The organism is Marinobacter alexandrii, assembly GCF_005871205.1.
Classification (GTDB): domain Bacteria; phylum Pseudomonadota; class Gammaproteobacteria; order Pseudomonadales; family Oleiphilaceae; genus Marinobacter; species Marinobacter alexandrii.
The window spans coordinates 359,092-371,164 of sequence record NZ_SWKM01000015.1 but is presented as its reverse complement, the minus strand read 5'-3'; the positions used below and the strand labels follow the sequence as shown (position 1 = coordinate 371,164).

Annotated in this window: 10 protein-coding genes; 5 read left to right on the top strand and 5 right to left on the bottom strand. The window is 57.6% G+C overall.

Features of this window, described 5'->3' with window-relative positions; genetic code table 11:
- Window positions 1-136 precede the first annotated feature (136 nt).
- Entirely contained in the window at window positions 137-1,462 is a 1,326-nt protein-coding gene (gene lamB / locus FCS96_RS17870; RefSeq protein WP_228264158.1) for a maltoporin LamB, read from the bottom strand.
- Between the two features lie 280 nt (window positions 1,463-1,742).
- On the bottom strand, window positions 1,743-2,615 hold the full coding sequence (locus tag FCS96_RS17865) for a MurR/RpiR family transcriptional regulator (RefSeq protein ID WP_138441724.1): 873 nt from the start codon (window positions 2,613-2,615) through the stop codon (window positions 1,743-1,745).
- Between the two features lie 227 nt (window positions 2,616-2,842).
- Here FCS96_RS17865 and zwf point away from each other — a divergent pair, with 227 nt between their 5' ends.
- Genes zwf through FCS96_RS17850 form a run of 3 tightly spaced genes read left to right on the top strand, consistent with a single transcriptional unit; the run spans window position 2,843 to window position 5,706 of the window.
- A complete protein-coding gene (gene zwf, locus FCS96_RS17860; protein ID WP_138441723.1) occupies window positions 2,843-4,318 on the top strand; it encodes a glucose-6-phosphate dehydrogenase in 1,476 nt (491 codons plus the stop codon).
- Complete coding sequence (gene pgl / locus FCS96_RS17855; protein ID WP_138441722.1) at window positions 4,305-5,024, top strand: 6-phosphogluconolactonase; 720 nt, start codon at window positions 4,305-4,307, stop codon at window positions 5,022-5,024. Before zwf ends, pgl begins: the two co-directional genes overlap by 14 nt.
- Window positions 5,025-5,058: 34 nt before the next feature.
- Window positions 5,059-5,706, top strand: coding sequence for a bifunctional 4-hydroxy-2-oxoglutarate aldolase/2-dehydro-3-deoxy-phosphogluconate aldolase (locus FCS96_RS17850; protein ID WP_138441721.1), 648 nt, complete (start codon window positions 5,059-5,061; stop codon window positions 5,704-5,706).
- A gap of 108 nt (window positions 5,707-5,814) precedes the next feature.
- On the opposite strand, the gene pyk is transcribed toward FCS96_RS17850, so the two are convergent.
- Both pyk and gap read right to left on the bottom strand, forming a co-directional pair.
- Window positions 5,815-7,263, bottom strand: a complete 1,449-nt coding sequence (pyk, locus tag FCS96_RS17845) for a pyruvate kinase (RefSeq protein ID WP_138441720.1) — start codon at window positions 7,261-7,263, stop codon at window positions 5,815-5,817.
- Between the two features lie 68 nt (window positions 7,264-7,331).
- Window positions 7,332-8,336, bottom strand: a complete 1,005-nt coding sequence (gene gap / locus FCS96_RS17840) for a type I glyceraldehyde-3-phosphate dehydrogenase (RefSeq protein WP_138441719.1) — start codon at window positions 8,334-8,336, stop codon at window positions 7,332-7,334.
- Window positions 8,337-8,504: 168 nt separating this feature from the next.
- Between gap and edd the strand changes: the two genes are divergently transcribed.
- Window positions 8,505-10,325 carry a phosphogluconate dehydratase gene (gene edd / locus FCS96_RS17835; protein WP_138441718.1) on the top strand — a complete coding sequence of 607 codons (1,821 nt, stop codon included), beginning with the start codon at window positions 8,505-8,507 and terminating at the stop codon, window positions 10,323-10,325.
- Window positions 10,322-11,293 carry a glucokinase gene (locus FCS96_RS17830; RefSeq protein ID WP_138441717.1) on the top strand — a complete coding sequence of 324 codons (972 nt, stop codon included), beginning with the start codon at window positions 10,322-10,324 and terminating at the stop codon, window positions 11,291-11,293. The genes edd and FCS96_RS17830 overlap by 4 nt, the downstream gene beginning before the upstream one ends.
- A gap of 20 nt (window positions 11,294-11,313) precedes the next feature.
- Here the strand turns inward: FCS96_RS17830 and FCS96_RS17825 are convergent, their stop codons facing one another.
- On the bottom strand, window positions 11,314-12,048 hold the full coding sequence (locus FCS96_RS17825; protein ID WP_138441716.1) for a nitroreductase family protein: 735 nt from the start codon (window positions 12,046-12,048) through the stop codon (window positions 11,314-11,316).
- Window positions 12,049-12,073 lie beyond the last annotated feature (25 nt).

Sequence of the window (12,073 nt, the reverse complement as noted above, 5' to 3'; positions counted from 1 at the left end):
TCGGCCAACTTTTTTTTAGGGCGTAGGGGGATTGCGGTAGGGGTAGTAGAAATACGTAGAGGGATGGTCGGCCACAAAAAAGGCCGGCATAAAGCCGGCCCAAGAGGTCCAACAACGCTAAAAGATTTCTAGAGACTTACCACCAGGCTTCGATCTGGGCGCCGATCTGAACGTCGCCGTCGACGCCTTCGCCGCCGCGGGCGGCTTCTGCTTCGTCACCGAAGAAGGTGGCTGCGTAGGCGCGGATGACCGGGCGTGCCCAGTAGCCGGGGCCGGCCTGCCACTGTTGGGCGATGGCGAACTTGCCGAGATCCTGGGAATCGTCAAACCATGGACGGTCGGTTTCGCTGTAACCCACCTCGATAGCGGTACTCATAACATTGGTCCAGTTGTAGACCGGGCGCGCAACAATGCTCAGGCGCTCACCGTCGTCAGCGGAGGCGTCATGGGGCTCGGCGCGCTCATAAACCACAGAGTGGCCCAGGTCCCAGCCGCTACCCAGCTTGATGACACCGTGGTTCAGTACACGCCAGCTGGATTCAAAGTAGCCGGCGTTGTTATTGGCCACGCGACCACCACTGGCGTTTTCCGCGTTGGTAAAGCCCATGGAATCGGCGCCGTACTGGACAGCAAATTTGTTGAAGCCACCCATCACGCCTGACGACAGCTCAGCGGTGAAAAAGTAACCGTCCTGGTCATCAAAACCGGCGTCTTCTTGCTGGTCGGTCAGGTCCGCCATGGCGTAGATGCCGATCAGTTCGAGGTTGTTGCCACCGGCCAGCGGGAATGAGTAGCGAACATCGATCTTGTTGTTCTGAACGATGTCGTCATTTTCGCTGTTGTCAGAGTTGGTGTAGGCAACGGACAGCCGGCCGGCGCCTGCTTTGATGTTCTCGACACCGGCACCGTAGCCGGAGTTGCTGACGTAGAACAGGTCGAGCTGGTGAATGTCTTTACGCTGGTAAAAGCGCTTGCCGGCCCACAGTGTGGCGCCCGGCAGGGATTCGATGACGTTGTTGGCGGATACGTAAAGCTGACGCAGAGCGAGATCGCCACCGCCGTAAGGGTTGGAGCTGTTCCGCGTAACTTCTTCGGTGGCAAAGTCGATGCCACTGATATTGTTGGCGCCGTCCAGGGCCTGGTAGTCGTTACCCTGCTGGTTGGTGCTGTATGCAATCATTGAGTCGAAGCGGAAGGTGGCTCCGTCCTGGCTGAACAACTCGTCGCCCAGACCGATTTCGGCGTAGGTGTCGCATTCGTCGGCCAGTCGACCAACGTAGTGGCCAACGGCGCCATTACCAAAGCAAGTTTGCTCACCACCACTGTTCAGGTTGGTGGAGGCGCCTGCACGGGCATAGCCGTGAAAGTCGACTGCAATGGCTGGGGTGGCCATAACGGCAGCTGTTACCGCGGCAGCCAGAGGAAGCTTGTTAATAGAGAAGCGCTTATTGTTCTGCATCATCTGAGTCCTGTGCTTTTTGTCATTTTTAAATGTCTGGGAAGCGGATGATCAGGTGAAGACTATGAATAGCCGTGGCCAGACCGTGCCTCCGGTTCCCGCGATTGCAGCTCCTGCCAATCAGACATTGGGAAACCGGATTTCATAGTGTTGTAACGTAGGGGTTAGTACATCCTCCGCCCAAAAGAATTTGGGGGGGTAGACTTGAGGGGGAGGAGGGGCGTAGATCTGTAAGCCTCACGTGTCTGTCGGTTGAATCGACACGTGAGGCCCGTTGGCGGGGTTATTCGGACGGCAGTCGGGTGGGCTTGAGGCTTTCCTTGATCTTCTTCAGATGGCCAAGAAAATCGGCGCCTCGTTTAAGGGTGACACCCGTTGCCAGGATATCAATCACGGTCAGGTGAATGATCCGGGACGACATGGGCATGTATACCTCCGTGTCCTCGGGTGCGGTGACTCCTACGACCACGCTGCAGACTGCGGCCAGGGGCGAGTCGGGGTTGGTGATACCAATCACGGTTGCGCCATTGGCGCGGGCCACCTGGGCAATATCCACAGTTTCACGAGTGCGCCCGGTGTAGGAGATGAGAACGATGACGTCTCCCACGTTGGCACCGGCTGCCACCATGCGCTGCATTAACGCGTCATCGTAGGACATCACCGGAATATTGAAGCGGAAGAACTTGTGCTGGGCATCCAGCGCGACCGAAGCGGAGCCGCCCATACCAAAGAAATTGATCTGCTTGGCCTGGATCAGGTAATCGATGGCAGAGGCCAGGGCCTTTGGGTCCAGCGCCTGGCGGGCCTTGTCGAGACTGGCAATGGTGCTGAGCATGATCTTGTCGGCAAATTCCGAGACCGTATCGTTTGCCTCGACGTTCTGGCCAACATAGGGGGTACCGGTTGCGATGCTCTGCGCCAGCCGAATCTTGAAGTCCGGGAAGCCGGTGGCGGAAAAGCCGCGGCAGAACCGGTTGACGGTGGGTTCGCTGACGTTGGCGGCCCGAGCAAGCGCAGCTATGCTGTAGCGAGTTGCGGCGCTGGGATCCCGAAGAATGGCTTCTGCTACTTTGCGCTCGGATTTGTTGAGACTGTCCAGTCGGGACTGAATGTCGGTAAGCAGGTTTTCATCACGGTGCGCCTGATTCGCGGCCATTAAAAAGTACTCCCTGACTCTTTGGCGTTCGTTGTTGTTCGACGGCGCTGATTATACCGCGTTTCTTTTTGTTTTTGGGTAGTAAAAATGTCATTTAGTGCATTTTTTCCTTGGAAAACCCGTTCCCTGATGTCATTATTTGCATAAAATTACTACATTGAACGACGACATCCAAAGGCGAGCCGACTGGCGTTGTGATCGCCTTACCCACCGGAGAGAAGGATCCAATGGCCAATAAAAGCAATACCCGTTGTGACCTTATGCTGTTTGGCGCACTGGGCGATCTCGCTCAGCGTAAGCTGTTTCCTGCACTGTACCAACTGGAGAGGGCCAGGCTGCTTGCTGACGGCAGCCGCATTCTCGCCGTAGCGCGCACGGAAGCGGACACCGACAGCGTTCGGCAGCAATTGCTCGAAAAACTGAAGCAACACGTCAAACCGGAAGAATTTGATGCCGGGGTTGCCGACAAGTTTTTGCAGCGGGTCGATTATCAGATTCTCGATTTCAGTGATCCCGAGGGCTTCAGCGTTCTCAACGACTGGCGAGATGATACCCATAACGAGCTGATCGCGTACATGGCAACTCCGCCGTCCATGTACGGTGTGATTGCCCGTAACATGCGAGCGGCAAACTGCTGCAACCAGAACACCAGGGTAGTGGTAGAAAAACCCATTGGTCACGATCTTGAGTCCTCCAAGGTGATCAACGACGAGCTGGGCGAGGTGTTCAATGAGAACCAGCTGTTCCGCATCGATCACTATCTGGGTAAGGAAACGGTACAGAATCTGATCGCCCTGCGTTTTGCCAACAACCTGTTCGCATCTCAGTGGGATCAGAACCACATTTCCCATGTTGAAATCAGCGTTGCGGAGAGTGTGGGTATTGAGGGCCGGTGGGGCTATTTTGATCAGGCCGGCCAGATCCGGGACATGATCCAGAACCACTTGCTCCAGCTGCTGTGCCTCATTGCCATGGATCCACCGTCGGATCTGTCTGCGGACAGTATTCGTGATGAGAAGGTGAAGGTGCTTAAGGCGCTGAAGCGGGTAACTCCGGACATGATGGAAAGCCACGTGGTTCGTGGCCAGTACACTGCGGGTACCAGCAATGGCAAGCCGGTCCCCGGTTACCTTGAGGAAGAGGGGGCCAACAAGGGCAGCGATACCGAGACCTTTGTGGCGCTGAAGGCTGAAATCGACAACTGGCGCTGGTCCGGTGTGCCGTTTTACATCCGCACTGGAAAGCGGCTGCCGGAGAAGCTTTCCCAGATCATCATTCATTTCAAGCCTGCGCCTCACTACATCTTCGATCCGGATCAGAAGCACCTGGCCAACAACAAGCTGATTATCCGGTTGCAGCCGGATGAGGGCATGTCGCTGAAGATCCTGACCAAGGATCAGGGACTGGATAAGGGGATGCGACTGCGCCAGGGCCCGCTGGAGCTGACCTTCTCGGAGACCTTTGATACCGACCGGATTCCAGACGCCTACGAGCGCCTGCTGTGGGAGGTGATGAAAGGCAATCAGTACCTGTTTGTCCGTCGGGACGAGGTTGAACACGCCTGGCGCTGGGTTGACCAGGTTATCCAGAACTGGCGCGACAGTGGTGCTCCTCCCAAGCGCTATGCCGCGGGTACCTGGGGCCCGGTGGCGTCCATCGCCATGATCACTCGGGACGGAAGGAGCTGGTATGAAGACGCCTGATATTCAATTGCCTGAGGGTATGCAGCCGCGCTCCGGGGAAACCCCAGAGCAGGTAGCAGTGGCGCTCGCCGATGCTGTCGCCGAGGTTCTTGAATCGCGTCTGGCGCAGGCTGCCCGCGCCAGTCTGGTGGTTTCCGGTGGCTCAACACCGCTGCCATTTTTCAAGGCTCTGTCTGAGAAGGCGCTCGACTGGCAGCGGGTTGATGTGCTGTTGGCGGATGAGCGCTGGGTTCCCGAGGATGATCCGGCCAGCAATACCCAGCTGGTGAAGGCGCATCTGTTGCAGGGCAAGGCTGCAGCGGCCAACTACCTGTCGCTCAAACAACAGGGCGCGACCCCGCTTGAGGGCCTGGAGGCGGTGAAGGCGGAATTGGCCGATTTGGCGCTGCCCCTGGATGTTCTGATTCTCGGTATGGGGAACGACGGTCACACCGCATCTCTGTTCCCGGATGCACCGGAGCTGGCTACGGCGATTAGTGCTGACTGCCCGGACCGGGTGGCTGCGGCCACCCCCCCGTCCCAATCCCAGCAACGAATCACACTGACCTGGCCGGCACTGAAGGATGCGCGGTTTACCGCTCTGCACCTGAAGGGCCAGGACAAGCTCAAGACTCTGGAGCAGGCACTTGCCAATCCGAGTGACGTGATGGCGATGCCAGTGCGCGCTTTTCTTCAGCCTGGACTCAATGTGTTCTGGAGTCCCTGAGTCTGCTTTTAATGATTTTTTGGAGTAAAAACCCATGACCCAACTTTCTGAATTCCAGCGCGAGCGCGTTCAGGCCGTGTTGGCGGCCTCGCCCCTGGTGCCGGTTATCGCGATCAATAAACTGGAAGACGCTGTTCCGCTGTGCCAGGCGCTGGTTGACGGTGGTATCAACGTGCTTGAGATCACCCTCAGGACCGAGCACGGTGTCGCCGCGATCAAAGCCGTGCGCGAAGCCATTCCTGATGCCTGGGTTGGCGCCGGCACGGTCACCAGTGTGGCCGAGTATCGCCAGGTCGAGGCGGCGGGAGCGCAGTTTGTCATTACCCCTGGTGTGACTGAAGCCATTCTTGAGTTTGGCGTAACCTCGGAAGCTCCGTTGCTGCCCGGCATTTCAACCGTGTCGGAACTGATGATGGGCTATGCCCTGGGTTACCGCGAGTTCAAATTCTTCCCGGCGGAAGTGTCAGGCGGTGTGCCTGCGCTGAAGGCGTTTAGCGGGCCATTTAGTGATGTGGTTTTCTGCCCGACTGGCGGTATTCGTCGCGATACGGCGAAAGACTACCTGGCGCTGAAGAACGTGAAGGCGGTGGGCGGTTCGTGGCTGACACCTGCGGATGTGGTTGCTGCCAAAGATTGGGCGCAGATCACTAAGATTGCGCGAGACAGTCTCGCGGACTTGTAAGAAGTGCCCTTGCGGCCAGCGCCAATAACAACGCTGGCCGCAAGGTTTGTTCACGCTCCGTTCAAAGTGTTCTGTTCGAAGTGTGAACACAGGTCATCGATCCCCGTATTAGCGGATTTCTGAACCCACCTTTACGATCTTCATGGTGTTGGTACCACCCTGGGCATTCACGTAGTCGCCCTTGGTAATCACCACCAGATCCCCCTCGCTAACAACCTCACGATTAACCAGTTCTGACACGGCCAGGGCATTGGTTTGCTCGTTCGGAATCTTGGCAGAGTCGAACGGTATGGTCTGGACGCCCCGGAACATGACTACCCGGTGCTGAGTTGAATGATGACGGGAGAAGGCAAAAATCGGCAGGCTGGACTTGATGCGAGACATCAGTCGCGGCGTAGCTCCGGTTTCGGTCATGCAGATGATGGCAGCGACACCTTCCAGGTGGTTGGCCGCGTACATTGACGACAGCGCAATAGCCTCGTCGACGCGCTCCATGCTCTCGTGAATCCGGTGCTTGGACTGGTGCATTGACGGGTGCTTCTCAGCGCCCAGGCAGATGCGAACCATCGCCTCAACGGCTTCCTTCGGATAATCACCGACTGCGGTTTCAGCTGACAGCATTACGGCATCGGTGTAGTCCATGACCGCGTTTGCGACATCTGACACCTCGGCGCGGGTGGGCATTGGACTGGTGATCATGGATTCCATCATCTGGGTGGCGGTAATGACCGCACGGTTCAGTACCCGCGCCCGCTGGATGATGTGCTTCTGAACGCCGACCAGTTCCGCGTCGCCGATTTCAACGGCGAGATCACCACGGGCCACCATGACCGCATCGGAGGCTTCGATAACGGCGTCCAGGGCTTCCACGTCGTGGGCGAGTTCGGCCCGTTCGATCTTGGCAACCAGGCCGGCGTCGGAGCCTGCTTCTTTAAGTAGTCGGCGAGCCGTGTGCATGTCCTCGGCGGTCCGCACGAAGGATACCGCTACATAGTCGGCGTTAAGCCGGGCAGCCGTCACGATATCCTGTTTGTCTTTCTCGGTCAGGGCATCCGCCGACAGGCCGCCGCCGCGTTTGTTCAGGCCCTTGTTGTTGGAGAGGGGGCCGCCAATCAGGACAGTGGAGGTGATGCTGTGGTCGTCCACAGACTGCACTTCCATCTCGATTCGGCCGTCGTCCAAAACCAGGATATCGCCCGGATGTACATCCTCGATCAATTGCTCGTAATCGATGCCGACGTGGGTTTCGGTACCGGCTTCCTTGTCCATGTTGGCGTCGAGCACAAAGCTCTGGCCGGCTGTCAGGGTAACCTTGTGGTTGGCGAAACGGGCAATCCGCAGTTTCGGGCCCTGCAGGTCGGCCAGCAGGGCAACGAACCGGCCCTGCGCGGCAGCCGCTTCGCGTACCTGGCGGGCACGCTGGATGTGGTCTTCCGCACTGCCGTGGGAAAAGTTCAGTCGGGTAACGTCGACGCCGGCGCCGATAATGGCGGCGAGGGCTTCGGGAGAGTCGGTCGCGGGACCGAGTGTGGCGACAATCTTGGTGCGCCTGAGCATGGTTGGTGTCCTATGGTTAATCGGGTGCGTCTCTTTAAAAATAGTGGAATTGCGCCAGGCGGCCAGAATTACTGGCCGGCCTTAATCAGGGCAATTGCGTTGTCGAGCATTCGGTTGGAGAAGCCCCATTCATTGTCGTACCAGGCCATGACTTTCACGTGACGGCCGAGAACGCGGGTGTGATTGGCATCGAAAACGCTTGAAAGGGCGTTGTGGTTGAAGTCTACACTGACCAGCTTCTCGATGTTGAAGCCCAGAACCGGATTAGCTTCGGCTGCCACTTTAATGGCGGTGTTGATTTCTTCCACGGTGGTATCGCGACCGGCGATAAAGCCGAAGTCTACCAGTGACACGTTAATGGTGGGTACCCGGACGGCCAGGCCGTCGAGCTTGCCATCCAGTGCCGGGATCACCTTGCCAATGGCGGCAGCGGCCCCGGTTTTGGTCGGGATCATTGACTGGGTAGCTGACCGGGCCCGGTACAGGTCAGTGTGGTAAACATCGCTAAGTTTCTGATCGTTGGTGTAGGAGTGAATGGTGGTCATCAATCCACTTTCGATGCCAACACTTTCGTGCAAGGCTTCAACAATCGGCGCCAGGCAGTTGGTCGTGCAGGAGGCGTTGGAGATAACGTCGTGTTCACCGGTCAGACTCTGGTGATTGACGCCATAGACCACAGTGGCGTCGGCGTCGGGCGACGGCGCGGAGATAATGACTTTTCGGGCACCTGCTTTGAGGTGTGCGGCAGCTGCGTCTCTTTTGGTGAACAGGCCCGTGCATTCAAACACGACGTCCACATGCAGATCTCGCCAGGGCAGTTCCTCTGGCGAACGGATGGCGGAGATGGCAATGCGGTCGCCGTTGACTGTCAGGGATTCCGCATCATGACCAACCACACCATCGAAACGACCGTGGACGCTGTCGTATTTCAGAAGGTGGGCGTTGGTTTCGGCGTCACCCAGATCATTAATGGCGACAACCTGAACCTGTTTGCGGTAGTTATTTTCATAAAGTGCCCGAAGAATGTTGCGACCGATCCGGCCAAAACCGTTAATTGCGATGCGAATAGTCATCTTACGACTCCTAAATTGGGTGTTTTTTGTACGTTTGTTTGGTGCAATGTAGTAAATATAACAACAAAAAAAGAAATTTTGAACGATATTTGGGTGAAAGATGTCAAAAAAGAACGTAAAATTACGCTCAACCTAACAAGACTTCTACACGACCAATGGAGCCCCATCATGCATCCCACTGTTGACAAGGTTACCCAGCGAATCATCGAGCGCAGTCGATCCAGCCGGCAGGACTATCTCGACCGGATGGATCAGTTGAAGGCTCAGTCCCCCCATAGGAGCAGTCTCTCCTGTGGCAATCTTGCCCATGGTTTTGCTGCCTGCAGCCAGGGCGACAAAGACACCCTGAAGTTCATGAATAAGGCCAACGTCGCCATCGTGTCGGCATACAACGATATGCTTTCGGCCCACCAACCGTATGAAAAGTTCCCTGACATGATCCGCAAGGCGGCCCACGACATGGGCTCGGTGGCGCAGTTTGCCGGAGGCACTCCGGCGATGTGCGACGGTGTTACCCAGGGCCAGCCGGGTATGGAACTGAGTTTGTTCTCCCGCGACACTATTGCCATGAGCACCGCCGTGGCCATGAGCCACAACATGTTTGATGCCACGCTCTTGCTCGGTATCTGCGACAAGATCGTACCGGGGTTGTTGATTGGCTCTTTGAGTTTTGGCTACCTGCCGACCGTTCTCGTGCCTGCGGGGCCGATGCCCTCGGGGCTGCCTAATAAGGAAAAGCAACGTATCCGGCAGCTTTATGCCGAAGGCAAGATTGGCAAGGAAGAACTGCTGGAAGCTGAGAGCAAGTCGTACCACAGCCCGGGCACCTGCACCTTCTATGGCACCGCAAACAGCAACCAGTTGTTGGTGGAGGTAATGGGCCTGCATCTGCCCGGATCGGCCTTTGTTAATCCGAACACCCCACTGCGGGACCGTCTCACCCAGGCGGCGACGGAGCAGGTCATCAAATTGTCGAAACCCCACGGTGGTAACTTGGGCCTGGGTGACATGGTGGATGAAAAGAACATCGTGAATGCTTTGGTTGCACTACTGGTAACCGGTGGCTCCACCAATCACACCATTCACTGGATTGCCATTGCGCGGGCGGCCGGCATTATCATTGACTGGAACGACTACGCTGAGCTGTCCTCCGTAGTGCCTTCCATGACCCGTATCTACCCAAATGGTCAGGAAGATGTAAATGCCTTCCACGAGGCGGGCGGAACACCATTCCTGATTCGTGAGTTGCTCAACGGGGGCTATCTGCACAACGACGTGGAAACGGTGATGGGCCATGGCCTGGAGCGTTATACCCAACAGCCGGAGCTGGAAGGCGACAAGCTGGTATGGAAGCCTGCGCCGGAAAAGAGTCTGCGTCCGGATGTCCTGAGTTCGGCCTCTGAGCCCTTCGCGCCCGATGGCGGCATGCGGGTGCTTGATGGCAATCTTGGGCGTGGTGTGATCAAGGTTTCCGCTGTGGCAGAAGAACACCAGATCGTGGAGGCACCGGCAGTGGTGTTGAATGACCAGAACGACCTGAAGGCTGCATTCGACGCCGGTGACCTGGATAAAGACTGCGTGGTAGTGGTCCGATTCCAGGGGCCGAAGGCGAACGGGATGCCTGAGTTGCATAAGCTCACCCCCTATTTGGGTGTGTTGCAGGATCGTGGTTTCAAGGTGGCGTTGGTTACCGATGGTCGGATGTCTGGCGCATCTGGTAAGGTGCCAGCGGCCATTCATGTCTATCCGGAGGCATTGGATGGCGGCCCGCTTGCCAGGGTCAAAGACGGTGACTGGATTTGCGTTGATGCAAAAGCCGGATCTCTGCGCATCGATATCGACGATACGGAATTGGCCAAGCGCGAGTCTGTCAAGCCGGACCTGAGCGCGTATCATCATGGCTACGGTCGGGAATTGTTTGGTTGGATGCGTCGCTCCGCTAGCACCCCGGAACAAGGCGCTAGCTTCTTCTGGAACCATGAGGCATGACGGACACAGGCACACAGTATTCACTGGTCGGTGACATTGGTGGCACGAACGCCCGCTTCGCTTTGGTGAAGCAGGGCGAGGTTCGCCCAGAGGCCATTGAGGTGCTCCGCTGCGGTGACTACGACAATATCGACAGCGCAGTGACGGACTACCTTGCTCGGGTAGGGATGGGCGAAGTGAATGAGGCGTGTTTTGCAGTTGCCTCACCGGTGCGAGGCACCCAGATCCGAATGACTAACAACCATTGGCGCTTTGATACCCAAGAGGTTCGGGCGCAATTTGGCTGGCGGGCATTCAAGGTCATCAATGATTTCACCGCCATGGCGCTGGGGGTACCCCATGTGCCGGAAGAGCACCTGGTGCGGGTGTGTGGCGGACCGGGCGATCCCCGCCGTGCGCGGCTCGTCATTGGTCCGGGGACCGGGCTGGGCGTCTCCGGGTTGGTGCCCTTGCAGCACGGTTGGGTGCCATTGATGACCGAGGGCGGGCATGTGGATTTTGCCCCCACCGATGACACCGAAATGGCCATCCTGCGGATTCTGAAAGCCCGGTTCGGGCGGGTGTCCGTTGAGCGGATCCTCTGTGGCCAGGGGTTGCTGAATCTCTATCAGGCCCATGCCGAGATCCAGGGTGTTGCTGCACCTCTTGATGCGCCGGAAAAGATCACTGCGGCAGCTCTCGAGCAGGCTGATTCCCTGGCTCGTCACACCCTTCGCCACTTCTGTGAAATATTGGGGCGGGTTGCGGGCAACGGCGTGTTGACGGTCGGTGGTACGGGTGGTGTCTACCTGTGTGGCGGCATTCTGCCCCGGTTCCTCGATTTTTTTCTGGAGAGTCCCTTCCAGAAGGGGTTTGAAGACAAAGGTCGGATGCGACCACTGCTGGAGTTCACACCAGTGTTCGTGGTGACCGAGCCTTACACCGGGTTACTGGGTGCTGCCGAGGCACTGGCCAACCCCGAAGTGTGACCGGCGATCGGGGCTGCCTGTTACAGGTAATGCACCAGTTGGTCATGGTCGAACCGGTATTGGCGGTTGTAAACGCCGTTGTCAGCGCGTTTACCCGCTGCCAGTACCATCGTGACCAGGCCTTTTCGGTGAATCCTCAGTAGCGACTTCACTCTGCACTCGTCAAAGCCTTCCATCGGGCAGGAATCGTAGCCGTGGGCACGCAGAGCCAGCATCAGGTTCTGGGCTGCCAGCGCGGTTGATTTTGTCGCCCAGACTTTCATGTCACTGATTGAGGATGGGCCGCGGGGAACCGGGCGCAGCACGCCCAGGGCCATGCCAGCGGCTTTCTTGGTCAGACCAAAAACACCCAGCGGGCCCTGGTTGTAATGAATGGGGGCAACGGTGCGGTAGTATTTCTCGACAATGGGCGGCAGTGAGGCTTCCGGCCATTCGTCCAGGGCCTGGCGCGCGTGTTTGCGCCAGGTGTCGGTGCGGGCGACGATGGCAATCAGCACCGGTGCGGTTTTGGCCGCATTTTGTCCCAGGCAGGCTGTTGCCAGCTTGGCCCTCAGATTCGCCGATTCCACCACAAAAAACTCCCACGGCTGCAAATTGCTGGAGTTTGGCGCCAACATCGCCAGTTCCAGGCATTCACTCAGGATGTCCCTCGGGACCGGGTCTGGCTTGAAACGGCGGATGGAACGGCGGCTGCGGACCACTTTCCGAAATTCCTCAACATCGATGTCTGGCAGGGCGCTGGCCGTGGAGGTCATCGGGTTTTCTCCTATACACTGAAGA

Coding starts and splice junctions, on each gene's coding strand:
- lamB (WP_228264158.1), bottom strand. CDS start 1,462: ATGATGCAGAACAATAAGCGCTTCTCTATTAACAAGCTTCCTCTGGCT.
- FCS96_RS17865 (WP_138441724.1), bottom strand. CDS start 2,615: ATGGCCGCGAATCAGGCGCACCGTGATGAAAACCTGCTTACCGACATT.
- zwf (WP_138441723.1), top strand. CDS start 2,843: ATGGCCAATAAAAGCAATACCCGTTGTGACCTTATGCTGTTTGGCGCA.
- pgl (WP_138441722.1), top strand. CDS start 4,305: ATGAAGACGCCTGATATTCAATTGCCTGAGGGTATGCAGCCGCGCTCC.
- FCS96_RS17850 (WP_138441721.1), top strand. CDS start 5,059: ATGACCCAACTTTCTGAATTCCAGCGCGAGCGCGTTCAGGCCGTGTTG.
- pyk (WP_138441720.1), bottom strand. CDS start 7,263: ATGCTCAGGCGCACCAAGATTGTCGCCACACTCGGTCCCGCGACCGAC.
- gap (WP_138441719.1), bottom strand. CDS start 8,336: ATGACTATTCGCATCGCAATTAACGGTTTTGGCCGGATCGGTCGCAAC.
- edd (WP_138441718.1), top strand. CDS start 8,505: ATGCATCCCACTGTTGACAAGGTTACCCAGCGAATCATCGAGCGCAGT.
- FCS96_RS17830 (WP_138441717.1), top strand. CDS start 10,322: ATGACGGACACAGGCACACAGTATTCACTGGTCGGTGACATTGGTGGC.
- FCS96_RS17825 (WP_138441716.1), bottom strand. CDS start 12,048: ATGACCTCCACGGCCAGCGCCCTGCCAGACATCGATGTTGAGGAATTT.